This is a genomic window from Sphingomonas psychrotolerans (genome assembly GCF_002796605.1).
Taxonomy (GTDB): Bacteria; Pseudomonadota; Alphaproteobacteria; order Sphingomonadales; family Sphingomonadaceae; genus Sphingomonas; species Sphingomonas psychrotolerans.
This window is the reverse complement of sequence record NZ_CP024923.1, coordinates 888,524-910,293: the sequence shown is the minus strand read 5'-3', so window position 1 is coordinate 910,293 and position 21,770 is coordinate 888,524. Positions and strand designations below refer to the sequence as shown.

General features: G+C 66.7%; 18 protein-coding genes. 6 read left to right on the top strand and 12 right to left on the bottom strand.

Annotated features, from left to right (window positions below):
- Window positions 1-19 precede the first annotated feature (19 nt).
- Window positions 20-919: a methionyl-tRNA formyltransferase gene (fmt, locus tag CVN68_RS03930; protein ID WP_100281043.1), complete on the top strand. Its 900-nt coding sequence runs from the start codon at window positions 20-22 to the stop codon at window positions 917-919.
- Window positions 916-1,656: a tRNA pseudouridine(38-40) synthase TruA gene (truA, locus tag CVN68_RS03925; protein ID WP_100281042.1), complete on the top strand. Its 741-nt coding sequence runs from the start codon at window positions 916-918 to the stop codon at window positions 1,654-1,656. Before fmt ends, truA begins: the two co-directional genes overlap by 4 nt.
- Here the strand turns inward: truA and CVN68_RS03920 are convergent.
- From CVN68_RS03920 to CVN68_RS03895, 5 genes are all read right to left on the bottom strand, one after another.
- Window positions 1,647-2,849, bottom strand: a complete 1,203-nt coding sequence (locus CVN68_RS03920) for a class I SAM-dependent RNA methyltransferase (protein ID WP_100281041.1) — start codon at window positions 2,847-2,849, stop codon at window positions 1,647-1,649. The two genes, truA and CVN68_RS03920, sit on opposite strands and share 10 nt — an antisense overlap.
- Complete coding sequence (locus CVN68_RS03915; RefSeq protein WP_100281040.1) at window positions 2,840-4,243, bottom strand: NAD(P)H-hydrate dehydratase; 1,404 nt, start codon at window positions 4,241-4,243, stop codon at window positions 2,840-2,842. The genes CVN68_RS03920 and CVN68_RS03915 overlap by 10 nt, the downstream gene beginning before the upstream one ends.
- 541 nt (window positions 4,244-4,784) lie before the next feature.
- Entirely contained in the window at window positions 4,785-6,506 is a 1,722-nt protein-coding gene (ilvD, locus tag CVN68_RS03905) for a dihydroxy-acid dehydratase (RefSeq protein ID WP_100284193.1), read from the bottom strand.
- Between the two features lie 11 nt (window positions 6,507-6,517).
- Complete coding sequence (locus CVN68_RS03900; protein WP_100281039.1) at window positions 6,518-7,252, bottom strand: N-formylglutamate amidohydrolase; 735 nt, start codon at window positions 7,250-7,252, stop codon at window positions 6,518-6,520.
- On the bottom strand, window positions 7,249-7,977 hold the full coding sequence (locus tag CVN68_RS03895; RefSeq protein ID WP_100281038.1) for an enoyl-CoA hydratase/isomerase family protein: 729 nt from the start codon (window positions 7,975-7,977) through the stop codon (window positions 7,249-7,251). The genes CVN68_RS03900 and CVN68_RS03895 overlap by 4 nt, the downstream gene beginning before the upstream one ends.
- An 80-nt stretch (window positions 7,978-8,057) precedes the next feature.
- Between CVN68_RS03895 and CVN68_RS03890 the strand changes: the two genes are divergently transcribed.
- Both CVN68_RS03890 and CVN68_RS03885 read left to right on the top strand, forming a co-directional pair.
- Window positions 8,058-8,774, top strand: coding sequence for an MOSC domain-containing protein (locus tag CVN68_RS03890; RefSeq protein WP_100281037.1), 717 nt, complete (start codon window positions 8,058-8,060; stop codon window positions 8,772-8,774).
- A gap of 69 nt (window positions 8,775-8,843) precedes the next feature.
- Window positions 8,844-9,386: a demethoxyubiquinone hydroxylase family protein gene (locus tag CVN68_RS03885; RefSeq protein ID WP_100281036.1), complete on the top strand. Its 543-nt coding sequence runs from the start codon at window positions 8,844-8,846 to the stop codon at window positions 9,384-9,386.
- A 46-nt stretch (window positions 9,387-9,432) separates the two neighbouring features.
- Here CVN68_RS03885 and CVN68_RS03880 read toward each other — a convergent pair whose 3' ends face one another.
- The 7 genes from CVN68_RS03880 to dapA form a co-directional block, all read right to left on the bottom strand.
- Window positions 9,433-9,786, bottom strand: a complete 354-nt coding sequence (locus tag CVN68_RS03880) for a response regulator (protein ID WP_100281035.1) — start codon at window positions 9,784-9,786, stop codon at window positions 9,433-9,435.
- A gap of 39 nt (window positions 9,787-9,825) precedes the next feature.
- On the bottom strand, window positions 9,826-12,207 hold the full coding sequence (locus tag CVN68_RS03875) for a hybrid sensor histidine kinase/response regulator (RefSeq protein ID WP_100281034.1): 2,382 nt from the start codon (window positions 12,205-12,207) through the stop codon (window positions 9,826-9,828).
- Window positions 12,208-12,367: 160 nt separating this feature from the next.
- Window positions 12,368-14,461, bottom strand: a complete 2,094-nt coding sequence (locus tag CVN68_RS03870; protein WP_100281033.1) for a M13 family metallopeptidase — start codon at window positions 14,459-14,461, stop codon at window positions 12,368-12,370.
- A gap of 43 nt (window positions 14,462-14,504) precedes the next feature.
- A complete protein-coding gene (locus CVN68_RS03865; RefSeq protein ID WP_233503573.1) occupies window positions 14,505-15,080 on the bottom strand; it encodes a DUF2062 domain-containing protein in 576 nt (191 codons plus the stop codon).
- Window positions 15,073-15,555, bottom strand: coding sequence for an SsrA-binding protein SmpB (gene smpB, locus CVN68_RS03860; RefSeq protein ID WP_100281031.1), 483 nt, complete (start codon window positions 15,553-15,555; stop codon window positions 15,073-15,075). Before smpB ends, CVN68_RS03865 begins: the two co-directional genes overlap by 8 nt.
- A gap of 142 nt (window positions 15,556-15,697) precedes the next feature.
- Complete coding sequence (locus CVN68_RS03855; protein ID WP_100281030.1) at window positions 15,698-17,992, bottom strand: TonB-dependent receptor; 2,295 nt, start codon at window positions 17,990-17,992, stop codon at window positions 15,698-15,700.
- A gap of 189 nt (window positions 17,993-18,181) precedes the next feature.
- Entirely contained in the window at window positions 18,182-19,063 is an 882-nt protein-coding gene (dapA, locus tag CVN68_RS03850) for a 4-hydroxy-tetrahydrodipicolinate synthase (protein WP_100281029.1), read from the bottom strand.
- 71 nt (window positions 19,064-19,134) lie between these two features.
- Between dapA and CVN68_RS03845 the strand changes: the two genes are divergently transcribed.
- Window positions 19,135-21,141 carry a lytic transglycosylase domain-containing protein gene (locus tag CVN68_RS03845; protein WP_100281028.1) on the top strand — a complete coding sequence of 669 codons (2,007 nt, stop codon included), beginning with the start codon at window positions 19,135-19,137 and terminating at the stop codon, window positions 21,139-21,141.
- A gap of 147 nt (window positions 21,142-21,288) precedes the next feature.
- Complete coding sequence (gene greB / locus CVN68_RS03840; protein WP_100281027.1) at window positions 21,289-21,768, top strand: transcription elongation factor GreB; 480 nt, start codon at window positions 21,289-21,291, stop codon at window positions 21,766-21,768.
- Window positions 21,769-21,770 lie beyond the last annotated feature (2 nt).

Here is a 21,770-nt window from a genome sequence, read left to right as displayed (position 1 = left end):
GATTTGATAAGGGCAGTCCATGCGGATCATCTTCATGGGAACCCCCGACTTCGCCGTCCCGGTGCTCGACGCTCTGGCCGAGGCGGGGCACGACGTGGTTGCAGCCTACAGCCAGCCGCCGCGGCGCGGAAACCGGGGCAAGGTCGCCCCCTCCCCGGTCCATGCGCGGGCCGAAACGCTGGGGATCGCAGTGCGAACGCCGCTCAGCCTGCGCGAGCCGCGAGCACAGGCCGACTTTGCGGCATGGGGCGCCGATGTCGCCGTGGTCGCCGCTTATGGGCTGATCCTGCCGCTGCCGGTGCTCGCGGCGCCGCGGCTGGGTTGCCTCAACGTCCATGGCTCGCTGCTGCCGCGCTGGCGCGGCGCGGCGCCGATCCAGCGCGCGATCCTCGCCGGCGATGCCGAGACCGGCGTGGGGATCATGCAGATGGAGGCGGGGCTCGATACCGGCCCGGTGCGGCTCGAGGGGCGGACCCCGATCCTTGGCAAGACGGCGGGGGAACTGACCGCCGAATTGAGCGCGATGGGGGCGCGGCTGATGGTCGAGGTGCTCGGCGATACCGACCGTTATCCGGCAGTGCCGCAGCCGGTGGACGGCGTCACTTATGCCGCCAAGATCGACAAGGCCGAGGCACGGCTCGATTTCTCGCAGACGGCCGAGCAAGTCGAGCGGCAGGTGCGCGCGTTTAACCCGGCGCCGGGGGCCTTTTTCGAAGTGCACGGCGAACGCGTGCGGGTGCATGCGGCCGAGGCGATCACAGAAAGCGGCGAACCCGGGACGGTGCGCGACGATCGCCTGACGATCGCCTGTGGCGAAGGCGCGATCCGCCCCGTCCTCGTCCAGCGCGCGGGGCGTGGCGTCATGACGTCAGCCGAGTTGCTGCGCGGCTTCGCGATTCCAGAAGGCACCCGGCTTTGACGCGGTTCGCGCTCACCGTGGAATATGACGGCCGGCCTTTCATGGGCTGGCAGCGGCAGGATCATGGCCCGAGCGTCCAGCAGGCGATCGAGGACGCGGCGTTCGCGATCATCGGCGAGAAGGCAGTAGTCCACGCGGCGGGGCGCACCGATGCGGGGGTACACGGGCTGGGCATGCGTGCGCACCTCGATATTGCGCGCGATATCGGCCCCTTTCGGCTGATGGAGGCGCTCAACGCACGGCTGCGGCCCCATCCCGTAGCGGTGCTCGATTGCGTGGCGGTGGCCGACGACTGGCATGCGCGCTTCTCGTGCTTGGCGCGGCATTACGAATATCGCATCGTCTGCCGACGCGCGCCTCTGACCTGGGAAAAGGGGCTGGCGTGGCGGATCCCGGCCGAACTCGACGCCGCGGCGATGCATGCGGCGGCGCAATTGCTGGTCGGGCGGCACGACTTCACCACCTTCCGCTCGGCGCATTGCCAGTCCGCGAGCCCGGTCAAGACGCTCGATCGGCTCGATGTCACGCGCGAAGGCGATCGGTTGCTGGTGCATGCCTCAGCGCGCTCGTTCCTCCACCATCAGGTGCGCTCGATGGTCGGCTGCCTCGGGCTGGTGGGTCAGGGGAAGTGGCGCGCCGCGGATCTGCGCGATGCGCTCGAAGCGCGGGACCGGGCCCGGCTCGGGCTCAATGCCCCGCCCGACGGTCTGTTCTTCGTGCGCGCGGATTATCCCTGACGGCTGAATTTCGCGGCGAGCTCGACATGGGTCGACCAGCGGAACTGACCGACCGGTTGGACCCAGTCGAGGCGATAACCGGCCTGAGATAGGGTTTCAGCATCGCGTGCGAAAGTGCTGGGATTACAGGATACATACGCCACAATAGGCGCCTTGGAAGCGGCGATCTCGACAACCTGCTCGCGCGCGCCCGCACGCGGGGGATCGAGAACCACCGCGTCGAAATTGGAGAGGTCGCTCGCCGTCACCGGGCGGCGGAACAAGTCGCGATGATCGGCGAACACCGTGCGCCCCGCCAGCCCGACCGCGGCCTTCAATGCCATGATCGGGTCGCGGGCAGCTTCGGCGGCATAGACCTTGGCCTTGGGGAAGGCGAAAGTGAAGGTACCGAGGCCGGCGAACAGATCGGCGACCGTTCTCGCACCGCCGGCGATCTCCTGCACTGCGGCGACCAAGGCCGCCTCACCCTCGGGCGTGGCCTGGAGGAAGTTGCCGGGCGGGAGCGGCACGGGGACTCCGCTCAGCGTCACGGTGACCGGCTCGGGCTCGTAGCGCGCGCCCGGGCCGAAGCCTTCGTCGATCGACAGGCGGGCGAGATGGTGGCGATGCGAGAAGGCGCTCAGCGCCTCGGCGGCGGCGAGGCCCTCGGCTTCGAGCCCATCAATCAACACGTCGGGACCTTGATCGGTCCGCGCGAGATGGACGTTGATCCGGCGCGTGCCCGGGATCAACGCGGCGAGCATGCCGCGGAGCGGCGCGACCAAGGCGAACAGTTCGGGCGCGAGGATCCAGCATTCCTCGAGGTCGATCAGCTCGTGGCTGTTCTGCCGGGTGAAGCCGAGCCGGACCTGCCGGCCGCGGCGCTCGGCATGGAGCGTCGCCCGGCGGCGCGTGTTGGGAGGCGAGAGCAAGGGTGCGCGGATCTCGGCCGCGAGGCCCTGCGCCGCGAGCGCGCTCGTCACCCGATCGGTGATGAACTGCGACCAACTGGCGTCGTCGAGGTGCTGGAGCTGACAGCCACCGCACTCTGGGAAATGCTTGCACGGCGGCGTCTGGTGGTGCGGCCCGGGGATCACCGCGTTTTCCGGCGTGATACGGTCGCCCGGCGCGGCGAAGGCGACATGGCGGCCGTCGCCGGTGACGCCTTCGCCACGCGCCGCGACGCGGAGAACCTTGTCGTCGTTCACAGACATTCTGAAATCGCCCCGGGAATATGTCCGATCAGCTCATCGGCGATCAGTGCCGGTCCCGCAAGTTGCGCGGCACGGGCGTGAAGCCAGACGGCGGCTTCGGCAGGCGCCACCCCCTTCCCGCTTTGCACCACCTGCGCGGCAAGCAGCCCGGCAAGCACGTCGCCGGTGCCCGCGGTGGAGAGCCACCGCGATCCGTGGGCGAGAAGGCGAACCTCGCCCTTGGGTGCGGCGATCACGGTGTCGGCGCCCTTGTGAACGATCGTCGCGCGCGCTTCGGCGGCGGCGGCGAGCGTCCGATCGATCTTGCTGCCCACGCCGGCAAACATCCGGTCGAACTCTCCCGAATGCGGCGTGATCCAGGTCGGCGCGGCGCGAGTCTCGAGCCAGCGTGCGGCGTCGGTGCCGAGCAGGGTCAGCGCGTCACCGTCGAGGATCAAGGGCTTGGGGGCGGCGAAAGCGGCGCGGAGATACGCCTCGGCGCGGCGATCGCGGCCGAGGCCGGGTCCGAGCACGATCGCGTCGATGCGGTCCCAGCCGAGGAATTCGCTCAAATCCTCGGCTGTGCGCACTTCGCGGCGGACGAGGGCATCGGGTCCCTCACCCCACGGACGATCTCCGGCGAGCACGACATAGCCCGCGCCGCCGGCCATCGCGGCACGCGCGGCGAGGCGCGCGGCGCCGGGCATGGCACCCTCGATCACCGCGACGAGGCCGCGGCTATATTTGTGGCTGTGTGCGCCGGGCGTGTCGATCCGGGGCCGTGTGACGGTTCGCCACCGGGTGTGCACCGGGATATCGATATCGGCGAGCAAGACCCTGCCGCACCGCTCGAGGCCGATGTCGAGCAAATGCCCGGGCTTGAGCGCGCCGAGCGCAAGCGTGACGTCGATCCCGCGCGGCGCGCCAAGATCGGCGCCGGTATCGGCGTGGATCCCCGAGGGCAGATCGATCGCCAGCGTGAACTCGGCCTGTTTGCACAGATCGGCGAACACCGCCGCGAGGCCGCGCTCGAGCGGGCGCGTCATGCCGGTGCCGAACAGGCCGTCGACCAGCACCGGGCGTGGGCGTGCGGCGTAGAGCGAGCTGGTCGGGCCGTGCCACAAAGCGTGCATCCGCTCGGCGGCACCGGGTGCGGGCGCACCGGTGGCGACGAGGCTGACGTCATGCCCCGCGTTCTGCAGGAGGCGCGCGGCGACATAGGAGTCGCCGCCATTGTTGCCTGGCCCCGCAAGAATGAGGATCGGGCGGCCTGTCGCGAAGCGCGCAGTCTCGCGCGCGACTGCGGCCCCTGCCCGCTCCATCAGTGAATCCTGCGAGACGCCGCTGGCGAACACGGCTTGCTCGGCCGCGCGCATTTCCGCGGCTGTGACGATCGGAGCGCCCGAGGGGATCATTGCGGTGCCTGCCCACGGACCGTAGCGGGCAGGCGATAGCGGGCGCCGCCCAATTCCACCTCGATCCAATTGGCCCGAGCGGCGTCACTTTTGCTGGTTCGGCGCCGTCGGCAGCGATCACGCCGCGGCCGTCGCGAGTGATCTGGAGGCGATGAAAGGCGCCGTCGGGATGGCGGAGGGTGAGGATGACGTCCTTCGGGGTTTCGGTGCGGTCGAGGGTGCAGGCGAGGGCGAATTCGGTGGCGCCGGGGGCGGCACAGGCGATTTTGGAGGTTTCGGGCTGACGCGTGGCGGCAGACTGACTGGAGGTCTGCGCCGGCTCGGTCGAATTTGCGATGGGCTGAGCCCCACATCCCGCGAGAGATAGCGCAACAGCCAGCGCCCCAAGCACCCCCCTCCCTGAAAAGGAGGGGATGGGGGTGGGTGCGAGCGCAGCGCGCTCGCCATGAGCGGAGCGAGAAAAGCGCCCGCGGCGGCATCGAGCCGCCACAGCCGCTAAACCCACCCCTTGCCCCTCCCATTCAGAGGGAGGGAATGCTGGTCAGATATCCGCGTAGACATGGCGTTCGGCGCTGGCTCCCGGGTGCGTTACCGCACCCTTATAGGCAGGGCCGACGGTACGGGAATAGCGCCACAGCGCGCCCGCCTGGTAATCGTTGACCCGCGGCTGCCAGTTCGCGCGGCGTTCGGCGAGCACATCCTCGGGCACGTCGAGGTCGATTGTTCCCGCTTCGGCGTCGATGCGGATGGTGTCGCCATTCTCGACCAGCGCGATCGGGCCGCCCTCGGCGGCCTCGGGGCCGACATGGCCGATGCAGAAGCCGCGAGTGGCGCCCGAGAAGCGCCCGTCGGTGATCAGCGCGACCTTCTCGCCCATGCCGAGACCGTAGAGCGCCGCGGTGGTCGAGAGCATCTCGCGCATGCCGGGACCGCCCTTGGGGCCCTCGTAGCGGATGATGATGACTTCGCCTTCCTCGATCTTGCGATGCTCGACCGCCTCGAACGCGTCTTCCTCGCAATCGAAGACGCGCGCCGGGCCGGTGAACTGGAGGCGGTGCATGCCGGCGACCTTCACGATCGCGCCTTCGGGCGCCAAGGTGCCGCGCAGGCCGACCACCCCGCCGGTGGGCGAAAGCGGCGTCTTGACGTCATAGATGACCTTCTGGTCGGGGTTCCATGTCACCTGATCGATGTTCTCGCCCAGCGTCTTGCCGGTCACCGTCAGGCAATTGCCATTGAGGAAGCCGCCCGCGAGCATCGTCTTCATCAGCATATAGACGCCGCCGGCCTCGTGCATGTCCTTGGCAACATACTTGCCACCCGGTTTCAGGTCGGCAATGTAAGGAGTTGATTTAAAAGCCTCAGCAACATCATGTAGATCGAATTCGATGCCCGCTTCGCTCGCCATGGCGGGCAGATGCAGCGCGGCGTTGGTCGATCCACCGGTCGCGGCGACGACGCGCGCGGCGTTGATGAAGGCTTCGCGCGTGCAGATGTCACGGGGACGCAGGTTCAGCTCGAGCAGGTTCATCACCTGGTGGCCCGCGGCGACCGCGATCTGCTCGCGCGACTGATAGGGCGCCGGCACCATGTTCGAATTGGGCAGCGACAGGCCGATCGCCTCGCCGACGCAAGCCATGGTGTTGGCAGTGAACTGGCCGCCGCAGGCGCCATGGCCCGGGCATGCGACTTTTTCGAGCGCGGTCAGCTCGTGGAGCGGGCAATTGCCGGCGGCGAACTTGCCCACTGCCTCGAACACGTCGACGACAGTGACGTCGCGGTCGTGGAAGCGGCCCGGCAGGATCGAGCCGCCATAGACGAAGATCGAGGGCACGTTGAGCCGGAGCATCGCCATCATCATGCCGGGGAGCGACTTGTCGCAGCCGGCAAAGGCGACGAGTGCGTCGTAGCAATGGCCGCGGACGCTGAGCTCGACCGAATCGGCGATCACTTCGCGGCTGACCAGCGAGGACTTCATTCCCTGATGGCCCATCGCGATGCCGTCGGTGACGGTGATCGTGTTGAAGCGGCGCGGCATGCCGCCATTGGCGATCACGCCCTCGCGCGCGGCATCGGCCTGGAAATCGAGTGTGGTGTTGCAAGGCGCGCTGTCGTTGCCGGCACTCGCCACCCCCACGAAGGGCTTGGCGATATCCTCTTCGGGGATGCCCATCGCATAATAATAGCTGCGGTGCGGGGCGCGCTCGGGTCCGACGGAGACGTGGCGGCTGGGGAGGCGGGATTTGTCGAATCGTTGGGTCATGATGCGCAAGCCTATGTCGCGGGAGCCATGTTTCGCGCAAGACTATTGCGCAAAGAATTTGCCAGTTCGGATAAGGTGTGGCTCCATCGTTCGACGCCGGCGGCGTCGTGGATGAGGTCGTTGCGCACTTCAATCGCGATCGAGGGAATGCCATTCGCCTCCGCATGGCGGTTGAGCGTGGCGTTGAGCAGGCGACCCGAATAGGGTTCGTTGTCGCCGGTGACGAGGCCGCAAGCGCGTAAGAAGTCGATCGCCGGGCGCGCGGCCCGGGCATCGCGATTGTAGAGCACGCCAACCTGCCACGGCCGGTCGGTGCCGCCATGTTCGAGGCACGGCGTGAAGCTGTGGATCGAGAGGATCAGGCCGGGCCGCTGCGCCCGGATGCGGCATGCCAAGAGTCGGTGATACGGCGCGTGGAAGCGGGCGATTCGCGCCGCACGGTCACCGCGGTCATTGCCTGGGATCAGGTGACCGTCGCTACGATGCGGGATCAGCCCGACATGGTCGGGCTCGCGATGGAGGTCGATCACCAGCCGTGAGACGCTGGCGAGGACCGCCGGTGCGTCCAGGCGGGCGGCGAGGCTGCGGGTGAGCGGGCCGGCACCGATATCGACCGCGATGTGGAGATCGAGCAGGCCCGGGTCGATCCCAAGATCCACATCGGCCGGCACCGCATTGGAGGCATGATCGCAAAGCAACAGGATATCCTGCCGATCTCCCTCGATGATCTCGGCGGGCGCCTTCATCGATAAAGCGGCTTGCGACGTTCGCGGAACGCAGCGAGGCCTTCGGCGAATTCGGAACCTCCGAACGCGGCATCGAAGGCCTGATCGAGCCCCTCCCCGCCCCGGATCGTGCGCTTGAGCAAGCGGACCGCTTCAGGTGCGTTGCCGGCGATCGCCGAGGCGAGCGCCGTCGCCGTCTCGATTGCGTTTTTGGCACGCAGCTCGACCAGGCCGATGCGCTTGGCTTCGTCGGGGACGAGGCGGTCGCCGGTAAACAGCATCAGCGAGGCCATACCCTTCCCCACTTGCGCGGCCAGCCGCGCGACATCCTCTTGCGGATAGCCGAGGCCAAGCCGCGCCGGCGGCGTGGCGAACTCGGCGTGATTACCCGCGACGCGGATGTCGGCGGCAAGGATCAGCGCGACCGCGGCGCCGAAGCAGCCGCCATCGATCGCGCTGATCACCGGCATGGGCAAAGCGGTGATCGCCTCGATCGCATCGCGCATGGCGATACGAAAGGAAGCACGAAGGGCAGGATCGCTCACCAATGTCTCGAATTCGCGAACATCGGCACCGGCGGAGAAGATACCGGGCACGTCGGACCGGAGGACCACGGCCCGGGCATCGCCGACCTCGCGCGCGGCGACGGCGAGCGCCTGCCATGCAGCGATAGGGAGCGCGTTCTTCGCTTCCGCGCGCGCCAGAGCGATGGTCGCGACCGGACCGTCGCGCGTGAGATGGATCATGCCCGCGCTCTGCCCGATCCCGCTGCGGCTGTCACGCCGGCGGGTTGCGGTGAACGGCGTTGCCCGATAGCGCGCCGGCAGTGACTCGCATCGTCGGCCATGTCGCGGCACTCAACCGCTATCCCGTCAAGTCGATGGCCGGCGAACAGCTGGGCGTGGCCGAAATCGACTGGCAGGGGATCGAAGGCGACCGGCAATATGCGTTCGTCCGGAAAGCCAACGGAACGCGCTTCCCGTGGCTGACCGCGCGCGAAGTGCCGGCGATGCTGCTCCACCGTGCAAGTTTCGCCGATCCGGGGGCGCCGAAGACCTCGGCGGTGCTGATCGAGACGCCCGACGGCGCGGCGATCTCGCTCCACGATCCGCTGCTCCACGCCCATCTCGAGGCGGCGGCGGGCGAGCCGGTGGGGCTGCTCCAGGTCGCGCGTGGCATCTATGATTCCATGCCGATCTCGCTGGCCACCACTGCGAGCCACGCGCGCATTGAGGCGGCGCACGGCTGTGCGCTCGACCCGCGGCGGTTCCGCGCCAATGTAGTGATCGAGAGCGAGCTGGCGGTGAACGAATGGCAGGGGCTGCGGCTCGCTTTCGGCAACGATGCTGACGGCGCGGTGGTGCAGATGGCCGATCCGATCCCGCGCTGCGTGCTGATCACGATCGATCCCGACACCGCCGCCAAGGACGTCCGCGTCCTGCGCACCGTCGCGCAGCAGTTCGGCAACGCCTACGGGGTCTATGCCACCCCGGCCCGGCCCGGGCTGATCCGGGCGGGGGATCCGGTTCGGGTCGTGGATTGAGTGCGCGGTAGCCAGGCTTCTGCCAGAAGCCCAGTTGCGGACATCCGCTTGCCGTGGGACATTGAAACGATGGCTCTGTTAGCACGGCTCAAAGAAGGAGAGACGCTGGGCGACCGCGTGATGAAAGTCGATCACGCTGGCGAGCACGGCGCCATCTGCGTGTATCGGGCGCAGCGGTGGTTCGCCCGTTGGCGAGCACCGGAAATGGTGGCTGAGCTTGACACGTTTCTCGCACATGAGCGGGGACACCGCGCACAGTTTGGCGCGGAATTGCAGCACCGGAACAGGCGCCGGTGCCGAAGCTATTTCTTGTGTGCAATTGGTGGGTTTGTTCTGGGCACCGTTACCGGATTAGCTGGTCGCCAAGCCATCGCGGCTACTACGGTCGCAATCGAGCAGGTCGTGCTTCGCCACATGAACGAGCAGGTTCGAGCATTGGATGGCATCGATCAGCAGGCCGTTGCCACGTTGCGCCGGATCATTGGGGAGGAGCAGGAGCATCACGATCTTTCCGTCGCGCGGCTAACTCCGGGCGGAGTCTGGCCTAGGCTGATCACTCCGCTGGTCTCCTTCTCGACCGAGGCGGTTATCTGGCTCGGGATGCGTCTGTAGCCGAGCGCCCAGCCTTCGCTTCCGCCCATAGCCGACGCTGCGCCACTCAGCCCAGCGCGTCGAGTGCCTTTTCCACGCCGTCCATTGTGAACGGTTTCGAGAGGACCGGTCGATCGCGCCAGGCTTCGGCGATCGAATCCCCCGCGCCGCCGGTGGCGAGGATGAAAGGTATGCCGAGCTCGGCGAGCTTCGCGGCGACCGGCCAGCTCTGTTCGCCGCCGCGCAGATTGACGTCGAGAATGGCCGCTTCGACGCCGCCCGCCGCGATGTGGGCCAGTGCGCCAGCGACATCGTCGGCGGTTCCGGCGAGCTCGCGATCGAGCGCATCGAGAAAGTCCTCGAGCATCATCGCGATCAAGGGTTCGTCCTCTACGATGAGGACACGACGAAGGGTTGGCATGTTCGGCACCTTGCAGGAAATTTTGTCGCCGCCAAGAGATTATTTCGCAGCGAGAACGTCGCGGGCAGCTTCGGCAAGCTGTTGAACCGAAAAGGGTTTGGGCAGGAAGGCGACATTGTCGAGATCGATCGACTTGCGTAGCTGCTCCTCGGCATAGCCCGACATGAACAGGATCGGCAGATCGGGGTAACGCGCGCGGACCCGCCGCGCCATGGTCGGGCCGTCCATCGACGGCATCACCACGTCGCTGATCAGCAGGTCGGGCTTTTCCATCGATTCGAGCGTTTCTAGCGCGACTTCGCCATTCTCTGCGGTGACCACGGTATAGCCCTGCCGGGTGAGCGCGCGTTCGGCGACGGCGCGGACCATGTCCTCGTCCTCGACGAGCAGGATCGTGCCCGAGCCCCAGAGATCGATCTGCTTGGGCTTGACCGGAGTCTTGGCGACCACCGCCTCGGGCGCGCTGTGCACCGGCAGATAGATGGTGAACTCGGCGCCGCCGCCGGGGACGTTATCGGCGAAGATGAACCCGCCCGACTGCTTGATGATGCCGTAGACGGTCGACAGGCCGAGGCCGGTGCCCTTGCCCACTTCCTTGGTGGTGAAGAACGGTTCCCAGATCTTGCCCAGGATATCGAGGGGGATGCCGGTCCCCGTGTCGGTGATGCGCAGCGCGGTATAGTCGCCAACCGGGAGAACGTCGTCGTCCATCTGACGAACTTCCGCGGCGGCGACGCACGAAGTGGCGATGGTGAGCGTGCCGCCGCCATTGGGGTTGGCGGTCAACATCGCGTCGCGGGCATTCACCGCAAGATTGACCACCACCTGCTCGAGCTGGCCCGGATCGGCGCGGACGGGGCCGAGATTGCGGCCGTGCTTGACCTCGAGCCGGACGGTCTCGCCGAGCAGGCGCTTGAGCAGGTTCGAGACCTCCGAGATGACGTCGGGGAGCTGGAGGACTTGTGGGCGCAGGGTCTGCTGGCGCGAGAAGGCGAGCAGCTGCCGGGTCAGCGAGGCGGCGCGGTTCGAATTGGCGCGGATCTGCTGGATGTCGTCATAGTCGCTGTCGCCGGGCGAATGGCGCATCAACATCAAGTCGCAATGCCCGATGATCGCGGTGAGGATGTTGTTGAAATCGTGCGCGACGCCGCCGGCGAGCTGACCGACCGCCTGCATCTTGGTCGCCTGCGCGATCTGCCGCTTGAGCTTGCCCTCTTCGCCCGAATCCTTGAGGCTGATCAGCACCGCTGCATCGCCGAGGCCACGCGCGCCGGCGATGGTGAGCGCGACAGGCTCCTCGGGCGCATCGACGAAGCGTACCGTCATCTCAGCCGACTGCGCGGCGCCGCCGGCGAAACGGCGGACGGCGTCGGCGAGCGCGGCCTTGTCCTCGCGCACCACCAGATCGATCGGATAGAGCGGCGGCGCGGCAGCGTTGATCCGGGCGGCGCGGACGAACGCGTCGTTCATGCTGACGAAACGGCCGTCGCGATCGACCAGCGCGAGTCCCGAGGGCAGCATCGCGATCAGCGAGCGGACGTGCGCCGATGCGCTCGCCCCGATCGCCGGTGCGGGAAGCGCGAGATTGTCCTCGTCGAGCAAGGCGACGAGCATCGGCGCCTCGTCGCCATCAAGGAACGGGATCTGGAGCACGCGCAGCGGCATACCCTCCAGCCCCTCGCGCTCGAAGCGGACGAGACCCATCGAATCGGTGATCAGCAAGCGGGTGAAGTCGCGGCCTTCGGCAGCCGCGTCGGGCGATCCCATCGCACGCGCCTTGAACACCCGGTTGGCCGAGCGGATCCGTCCTTCGGGCGTGACCATCACTGCCATGATCCCCGCCGAGGCAAGGCGGTCGCCGGTGTGGCCGTGGATCAGCCCTTCGACCTGCGCGGCGAGATCGAGCGCCTGAACGCCGACGAAGCGCCACACCAGCGATTCGTCGCCGACCCGCACGACGCGGGCGGAGACCGGCGCGCCGAACACCTGGATATTGTCGATAAGCGCTTCGCCGTCGCGCCATGCGGTGCGGGCGCCGACTCCCAGCGCCTCGACCGCGGCGTCGCTGACCGGCAGGCTGGGCGGAGTCGGCCAGCCGGCGAAGAGGATCTCGTAGCGGGCATTGGCGCAGACCAGGCGGCCGGCACGGTCGGTGACGGCAAGCGCATCACCCGAGGCGGCGGCTAGCGCCTGCGCCACCGACCAGTCGACGTGGGTCTCGACGACCGCCTCGCGGTGGAGCATCCGGCGCGCGCCGAGCAATACGCCCCCCGCCAGCAGGCCCGCCGCGACGAAACCGATCGCAACGGAGCGGTCGTTGAGCGTGACGAGGATGAGGGCGGCCGCAATCAGGCCCGCGGTGGCGGCCGCGAGCAGCGGAAGCAGGCGGCGCGTCGGCGCGGGAGTCGGCAAGGTCGCCATGCGATTAGCGATGTTCGCTGGGCGGGCGCGGGTCAAGCGTTTGCCTTCCTCCCTTGCGGGAGAGGGAAGGATGAGGGGGCCGTGAGACTCACTCCCCCTCACCCTTCCGCCGACTAAAGTCTGCTCCCTCCCTCTCCCACAAGGGGAGACGGAAAATGGGTCACCAGATCCGGACGCGCTGTTCGGGAGTCAGGAACAGCTTGTTGCCCGGAGCCGGCGCGAAGGCCGAGTACCAGGGGTCGAGGTTGCGCACGACCCAGGCGCGCTGCTGCGACGGGCTGTGCGGATCGGTGAGCAGCCGCTGGCGAAGATTCGCCTCGCGATAGTTGCGTCGCCAGACCTGCGCCCAGCCGAGATAGAAGCGCTGATCGCCCGAAGTGCCGTCGAGCACCGGTGCTCCCTTGCCGCTCAGAGAATGCTTGTAGGCATCATAAGCGACGGTGAGGCCCGCCAGATCGGCGACATTCTCGCCGAGGGTCAACGCGCCCTTCACGTGCATCCCCGGCAGCGGCTCATATTGGTCATATTGCGCGACCAGCGCGTCGGTGCGCGCCTTGAACGCGGCAACATCGGCCGGAGTCCACCAGTCGGTCAGGCGACCCTCGGCATTGTACTTGGCGCCCTGGTCGTCGAAATGATGGCTGAGCTCGTGGCCGATCACCGCGCCGATGCCGCCATAATTGACCGCTGGATCGGCATTGGGGTCGAAGAACGGCGGCTGGAGGATTGCGGCCGGGAAGACGATCTCGACCATGCCGAAATTGGCATAGGCGTTCACATCCATCGGAGTCATGCCCCATTCCCAGCGCCGGATCGGCTGGCCGAGCTTCGAGATCTGATCCTCATGCGCCCAATTGTTGGCACGGACATTGTTGCCGAACGCGTCGCCGGGGACGATCTGCAGGTTCGCATAATCGTGCCAGCGATCGGGATAGCCGATCTTGGGCGTGAAGGCGGCGAGCTTGGCATGTGCCTTGACCTTGGTCTCGGGCGCCATCCAGTCGAGCTGGTCGATACGGCGATCCATCGCGGCGATGACGTTCTTGACCAGCGCGTCGGCCGCGGCCTTGGTCGCCGGAGGGAAATATTTCGCGACATAGGCCTGGCTGACTTCGTCCGAGACCGCACCGGTGGTGAACTCGACCGCGCGCTTCCAGCGGACCTGCTGCTCGGGCGTGCCCGACAGCGTGGTACCATAGAAACCGAACTGCTCCTTGTCGAAGGACGAGGGCAGCACATCGGCGAAATTGTCGAGGCTGCGGACGAGCAACTGATCCTTGAGCACGGCGAGCGGGGTGGCGCGAACCTGCTTTGCGATCCCCGCGACTGCGCTCGGCTGGGCGACGATCACGCTGTCGACCGGGGCGCCGATGCCGGCGAAGAAGCCCTTGAAGTCGAAGCCCGGCGCCTTGCGGGTCAACGCGGCGACGCTGAGCTTGTTGTAGGTCTTGTTGGCGTCGCGGCTGTCGATCCGCGTCCAGTGCGCTTGCGCAATGCGCGTCTCGAGCGCGAGGATCGCCTTGGCGCGCGCAGCGGCATTGGGCTCGCCGGCCAGCGTCAGGACATTGGCGAGATGCTTCTCATAGGCATTACGCGTCTCGACGAGCTTGGCGTCTTTCGAGAGATAATAATCGCGATCGGGCATGCCGAGCCCGCCCTGGCTCATGTTGAGCGCATAGACGTCCGGGTTCTTGTCGTCCTGGCCGACATAGCTGCCGAACAGGCCGCCCACGCCGTTGCGATCCGCCTGCGCATAGAGCGCGGCCAGACCGGACTTTGCCTTCACTCCCTTGATCTGGTTCAGCCAGGGCTGGATCGGGGCGAGGCCCTTCGCATCGATCGCGGCATTGTCGAGATAGGTCGCATAAGCGACACCGATCTTCGAGTTTGGATCCGTCTTCGCCGCCTCGAGTATCTCCTGTGTGCGCTGCTTCGACAGATCGTCGAGCACCGAGAACATGCCGAAATTCGATTTGTCGGCCGGGATTGGCGTGGTCCGCGCCCAGCTGCCATTGGCGAAGCCGTAGAAATCGTCGCCCGGCGCAACGGACTTGTCCATGCCGGCCTCGTCGAAGCCGTAATTGCCGATCTGCGGGCGCGGCGCCGTGGCGGGCGCTACCGGACCGACGGCTGCCTGTGACACCGTCGAGGTCTGCGCGGCGACGGCTTCGGGAGGCGGGGTCTCGCCACGGGTACAGCCGGCGAGCAAAGCAGGCCCGGCGAGGAAGGTGGTGGCGAGGAGGGGAAGACGCATCAGGCGGCCCTTCGAAAAGAGAAAGGCGTGTCTTACCGGGCCTCTACGTCGCGTCAATCTGCCGCGCTGCACGCTCGGCCGACCGCTTGCGCCACTTGTGCCCGATCCACAGCCGCCAGCCGAGCGCGGTGACGAAATAACCAAGAATGCCGCCCAGCACCGCGCAGATCGCCATGCCCACGGCAGTGGGCAACCCGACATCCGCCGCCAGCCAGTGGAGCCACCCGGCATCCGCCACCGCGGTCTTCGCCGCCGCCGTCGCCGATGTGCCGCTCAGATGCAGCGCCCAGTTGCCGATCTTGTAATAGAGGATGAGCAGGAACGGTGTCGTGAACGGATTGGTGAAGAAAGTGGTCAGCGCGGCCGCGGGCACGTTCGCCCGCAGCGGCAGCGCGAGCACCGCGGACGCCGGGATCTGGCCCATCGGGATCAGGATGCCGGTGAACATGCCCAACGCCACGCCGCGCGGGATCGAGCGACGCGTCATCCGCCACAGCGACGAATGCAGGATACGGTGCGCAAGCGGCTTGAGCCAGCGATTGGACTCGAAGCTCTCGCGCGTCGGCAGGTTCCGCTGGACCCAGCCACGGAAGCGCGCGCCGAGCCCGCGCTCAGCCACGGTCGCGGAGGAGCCGGCCTTGCTCTCGCTTCCAGTCGCGTTCCTTGATCGACTCGCGCTTGTCATGCGTCTTCTTGCCCTTTGCCAGCGCGAGCTCAACTTTCGCGCGCCCTCTTCCATTGAAATAGATCGAGAGTGGAACGAGGGTCATACCCTCACGTGCGACTGCGCCGTGCAGCTTGTTTATTTCACGCTCATGAAGGAGCAATTTACGCGGGCGCTTGGGCTCGTGATTATAACGGTTGCCGTGGCTGAATTCGGGGATGTTGGCGTTGACCAGCCACACCCCGTTCTCCTTCACCTCGGCATAGGCCTCCGCGATCGAGCCTTCGCCAAAGCGCAGCGACTTCACTTCGGTGCCGGTCAGGGCAAGCCCCGCCTCGTAGACCGTGTCGATGAAATATTCGTACCGCGCGCGCCGGTTCTCGGCGACGGTCTTCACTTTGTCGAAGGTGGCGGGACGCGGACGGGCCATAAGAGGGGCGCATGTAGGGGGGCGGCGCCCCGAAGGGAAGCGGTGGATGCCGGGCGCAAAAGAAAAGGCCCGGCGCGCGGCGCCGGGCCTTTCTTTTCTCGCAATGTGGGAACGTAGCGAAGCTGTTGTCCTCGCCCAGCTCCTAACGCATCCGCGTGCTGAACGAGACGCCGATGATCCGCGGATCGTTGAACACCGCCGCCATGTAGTTCTCGATCACGCCCTTGAGGTTCTTCTCGTTGGTGATGTTGCGTGCGAACGCAGCGATCTCCCAATCGCCGCCCTCGCCCTCATATCCGATCTTCAGACCGCCTTCGAAGTTGCCGTCCGACGTGAACTCCTTGGTATCGTACAGCACAAAGCTGGTGAATCCCTGCAGGTTCCAGTCGGTCGAGACGAAGAATTTTCCGTCGTTCGCGGTCGGGATGTCGTAGCGAGCCGCGACGTTGAGGTTGTACTCGGGCGCGTTGGGCAGGCGATTGCCGTCGATCCGGGCGAAAGTAGTAGCGGGAACGAGGGTGTCCTTTACCGTGCAGACTACCGCGCCGCCGAGTACGCAAACCTGCACCCGCGCGTCCGGGTCATCGATCTCGGTGTGCAGCCAGCTGCCGCCGAGCGAGAGTGCGAAATTCTCGACCGGGTGCAGGTCGAGTTCGGCCTCGACGCCATACGCCTTTGCCTTGTCGGCATTAAGCAGCACGCCGTTGCCGTTGAGGTCGTTGGCGTTGAGCTGGATGTCATCGACGGTGTAGTAGAAGCCGCTGAGGTTGAAGCGGACGCGGTTGTCGAGCAACGCGCCCTTCACACCGACTTCCCACGACAGGATCGTCTCGGAATCCGCGGTGCTGAAGTCCGAATTGAACACCGCCGAGCGGCCCTGGATCGTCGGGCCGCGGAAGCCCTTGGCGACGCGGGCATAAAGGCTGGCATTGTCACCGAGCTTGTAGAGCGCGCTGACGTCCCAGCTCTCCTTGGTGTCCTCGAGCTCGACGAAGCGACGGCCGCCATAGGTCACCGCGCCGGTACCCGTGTCGGCGGTCTTGAGCAGGCGCGTCGACTTGCTGTCGTTGGTGATGCGCGCGCCGCCGGTGAGTGTCAGGTTCGGGACCACCTCGTAGCTCAGCTGGCCGAACGCCGCCCATGACGTGTTGATGTTGCGCAGACGCACCCAGTTGTTCGGGTTGTTGCTGTTGGGGTTGGTCGCGCTGAACGGCGTCGTGAGGAAGAAGCGGCGCTGGTAGAAATCGGTGGTGTCGCGCGAATCGAAATAGTAGCCGCCGAACTGCCAGTTGAACCGGCCGGTGCCCGGGCTGGCGAGACGCAGCTCCTGGCTGAACTGGTCGAGATCGCGGACATTGCCCTGCGACTGGCCGTAGAATGCCGGGCCGGTGAACAAGGGCGCAGCGCCACCATCGGTGTCGCCGCGGCTATAGCCCGACGTGGTTTCCCATGCCGAGATCGACGTCAGCACCGCGCCGCCCAGATCGTAGCTGGCGCGCAGCGACGTGCCGTAGGTGTCGTATGCCTGCGGATTGTCCATCGCCTCGTCATAGGCAACGCGGTCGCGCGGTTCGTTCTCGACGCTGTTTGAGCCCTTCACCAGCGCGCCGCGGTGGAACAGCGTCGAGCTGCCCTTGTACCAGCGGCCATGACCGGAAAGGTCGAAGGTCAGGCGGTCGGTCGGGGTGAAGCGGAGCTGGAGACGCAGGTTGCGATCGTCGAAGCCGCCCATCGCGTTGAAGCTTCCGCGGGTGCCGTCGAAGCTGGGGCCGGTATAGGTGTTGTCGACCCAGTCGTCGCGATGCTGGTACAGGCCGGAAACGCGGAACGAGAGAATGTCGTCGACAATCGGGCCACCAAAGCCGGCGTCGATGTTCGAACTGCCATATTCGCCGACCGACATCGCGGCACGGCCCTGGAACGTGTCGCTCGGGCGGATCGTGTCGAACTTGACGATGCCGGCAGTAGTGTTGCGGCCGAACAGCGAGCCCTGCGGGCCGCGCAGCACTTCGACGCGGTCGAGGTCATAGACCGGGTTCGACTTGAGCACGACATGCTCGAGCACGACATCGTCCTGGATGATCGACACCGGCTGCGACGCACCGAGATAGAAATCGATATTGCCGAGCCCGCGGATGTAATAACGCGGGAAGATGCGGCCGGTGGTCGTCTCGGCATAGAGACCGGGGACGCGGCCGGCGAGCGCAAGCGTGTCGTCGCCCGCTGCCTGGAAATCGCGGAGCTGATCGCCCTGCACCACCGCCACCGACACCGGCACGTCGACCAGCCGCTGCTCGCGGCGCTGCGCGGTGACGACGATGTCGCCGGCTTCAGGCTCGGGGGCGGCGGTGTCCTGCGCGAAAGCGGTTGCGGCGTAGAGCAACGCGGCAACGGCCGCACCCGAACGGAGCGCGTGGCGGGTAAGTACGGATTTCATCGGTTCCCCAATCATGTTCTTTTGGTTCGCGGACGCACGCAGCCATCGCCCGCGCAGATGCGCAGGACGGCTGGCGTTCACGAAAGGACTGTTTCCCTGACCGGGCGGCTAGGCGTGGATTGTGATCAGATTGTGACAGTCGCGTGCGGTTTATCGCAGCGCAAGATGCACGCTTTGCAACCGTGCCGGCTAGATCAGTTTGGCATGCGCCAGCGCGGCATCGATCGCAGCGCGACTCGCCCCGGAGGCCGCGGTCATCGGCAGGCGGAGCTCGCCGGGGAAGCTTGGGCGGACCCTGCCGAGCGCGTATTTGACCGGGCCGGGCGAGGCATCGGTGAACATCGCGATGTGCAAGGGATAGAGCCGGTCGTGGAGCTCGAGCGCGCGAACATTGTCGCCGGCGGCCCAGGCCGCCTGGAACTCGGCGCAGAGCCGCGGCGCGACGTTGGCGGTCACCGAGATGCACCCGGTCCCGCCCATCGCGTTGAAAGCGAGCGCAGTCTCGTCATTGCCCGAAAGCTGGATGAAGCCGGCGCCGCAGCCGGCGCGCTGCTCGGACACGCGGCCGAGCTGGCCGGTGGCGTCCTTGACCCCGAGGAAACGATCGGGGAACGCTGCGGCGATCCGGGCCATCGTCGCGGGCTGAATGTCGGTCACGGTGCGACCGGGGACGTTGTAGAGTATGATCGGCAAGTCGGTCGCTTCCGCCACCGCCTCGAAATGGCGGAAAATGCCTTCCTGGCTCGGGCGGTTGTAATAAGGCGGCACCATCAGCACCGCGTCGGCGCCCGAAGCCTTGGCGGCATGGACGTTGGCGATCGCAACCAGCGTGTCGTTCGAACCCGCGCCGGCGAGCACCGGCACCCTGCCCCTCGCCTGATCGACACAGACGCGGACCACTTCGAAATGCTCGTCCTTGGTCAGCGTCGCCGCCTCGCCGGTGGTGCCGCACGGAACCAGCGCCAGCGATCCTTCGGCAATCTGCCATTCAACAAGGGTCCGGTAATCCTCTTCTGCGAACCTGCCATCGCGAAATGGCGTGACCAGAGCAGGGATCGACCCGGAGAACATGACGTGAAAATCTTTCGCAATTCCCGCAATCGGGACTGGCAGATAGGCGGCGACCGCCTATGATGTCCAGTATGCTCGGGTCGGTTATCAAGAGCGCTGTATTGCTCGCTGGGGTTTCGGGAGTGGCGGCTTCGTCGCAGCTCTCGCGGGAACAAATTCGGTCGATGGCGAATGCGCTGCAGAGCGCGGTCTCGCCGGTCCAGCCGGCCTATGCGCAAGGGGATCCGATCTCTTACGCACTGATCGAATGGAAGCGGCTGCAGCAATCCGACAACTGGCCTTTCTCCGATTATGCCAATTTCATGCTCGCGCATCCCGGCTGGCCGGGTGAGACAAGCCGACGTGCCGCGGCAGAGACGTCGCTGGACAGCGGTAGCGGGGCGCCGGGGCTGGTGGTCGGCTTCTTCACACGCTTCCCGCCGCTGACGCCTGCCGGCCATCTCCGCTTCGCCGAGGCTTTGGCGGCGTCGGGTCGCCGCGCCGATGCCGACGAGCAAGCGCGCCGCGCCTGGCGTACGGGCCAGCTCCGGGCAACCGACGAGAGCAAGCTGATGGCAGGCTTTCTGTCGGCACTGCGGCCGGCGGATCACGATGCGCGGATGGACATGCTGTTGTGGAAGGGCTCGGTCAGCCTCGCCCAGCGCCAGCTCGCCTTCGTCTCGCCTGAGAAGCGCTCGGTCTTCGAAGCGCGGATCGCCTTCCGGACAAAGACGGCGGACGCGGCGCTCAAGGGCGCAACCGCGATGGAGCTGGGTCGGAGCGACCCGGGCTATATCGCCGATCGTGCGCGCTGGCTGCGTGACACCGGGCAGAGCCCGGCAATGCGCGCATATCTAGCGCAGCGGCCGCGGCTGACCTCGTATCCCGGCGATGCGGAGGCGTGGTACGAAGTGCTGTTGATGGCCGCACGCGGCGCGTCGGCCGACGGGCAGCACAGCCTGGCATATCAAATCGCGTCGCAGGTCGACGATGCCTTTCCGACGACCACGGCGATCGCCGAACTGCCGCTCGGCGAGCGCGACGATTATACCAGCTTGACGTGGCTCGCGGGCACCACTGCTTATTACAATCTCGCCCGCCCGCGCGATGCGATGGGCATGTTCGAGCGCTATTCGAAGGGTTCGAAGACCCCGACCACCCAGTCGAAGGGCCTCTATTGGGCGGGGCGTGCGGCCGAGGCGGCGGGCGATCAGGCCGCGGCGCAGGATTATCTGGCACGCGCGGCCGGGTTCGCCGACCTCTATTACGGCCAGCTCGCCGCCGAGCGGCAGGGCCGGCCGCTCAAAGGGCCGCCGCCGCTCGATGCCCGAATTGCCGATCCGGGGATTCGCGACGCTTTCTATCGGCGCGAGACGGTACGCGCGGCGCAATTGCTTGGCACCCAGGGCGACCGCGTGTCGCAGGGGATGTTCATCCGCCAGATCGCGCGCGACGCGGCCAGCGACACCGATCATGTCCTCGCCGCCGAGCTCAGCCGCACGATCGGGCGGCCCGATCTTGGAGTGATGGTCGGGCGGAGCGCGCTCGAGAACGGCCTGTCCGACTACACTGCGGCCGGATACCCCTCGGTGCGCGTTCCGGAATCACAGCGCGATTACTGGACCATCGTTCACGCGATCGCGCGGCAGGAGAGCCAGTTCGATCGCGCCGCGGTGAGCCATGCCGGCGCGCGCGGGCTGATGCAGCTGATGCCGGGAACCGCCGCGGAGACCGCAGGCAAGCTGGGACTGAGCTACAATCGGGAGTCGCTCACCACCGACACCGATTACAACATCAAGCTCGGCTCGAGCTATTTCCAGCGTGTCTACAATATCTATGGCAGCTATCCGCTTGCGGTCGCTGCGTACAATGCCGGGCCGGGCAATGTGAACAAATGGATCCGCGCCAACGGCGATCCGCGGCTGCCGGGTGGCGACATGGTCAAGTGGATTGAGCAGATACCGATCTTCGAGACCAAGAATTACGTCCAGCGCGTGCTCGAGAATGCAGTGGTCTATGATTTGATGAACCCGCAATATTCCCGCTCGCGCGGGCCGGCGAACTTGAGCTGGTATCTGGGCAAGAACCGGCCGGGTTGACCCCGCGCTTGCCACTTGCGCTTCCCTCCCGATTGCGGGTGGGGTCGGGGGAAGGCCTGACGTGCGTGAGTCGCTTCAACCTCCCCGTCGGTCCCTCCCCTAGCCCCTCCCGCAAGCGGGAGGGAAACACAGGCCGAAAGCGAAGGAATGATCGACCGCCCGAACTACCTCACCCCTGCCGGATACGCCGCGCTCAAGGCAGAATATGACGCTCTGTTCGGCACCGAGCGGCCGCAGCTGGTGGAGACGATCTCCTGGGCGGCGGGCAATGGCGACCGATCCGAGAATGGAGACTATATCTATGGCCGCAAACGGCTGCGCGAGATCGACCGCCGGCTGGGTTTCCTGTCGCGGCGGATGAAGGCCGCCAAGGTCGTCGATCCGGCGAAGCAGGAGGATCGCGATCGGGTGTTCTTCGGCGCGACGGTGACGGTCGCCGACGAGGACGACAATCATCGCGTGCTGACTCTCGTCGGGGACGACGAGACCGATGCCGGCAAGGGCCTGATCGGCTGGAATGCACCGTTCGCGCGGGCGCTGCGCGGCGCCGCGATCGGCGATCTGCGCCGGGTCACCCTGCCCGGCGGCGAGCGAGAATATGAAGTAATTGCGATAACCTACCCCTGACT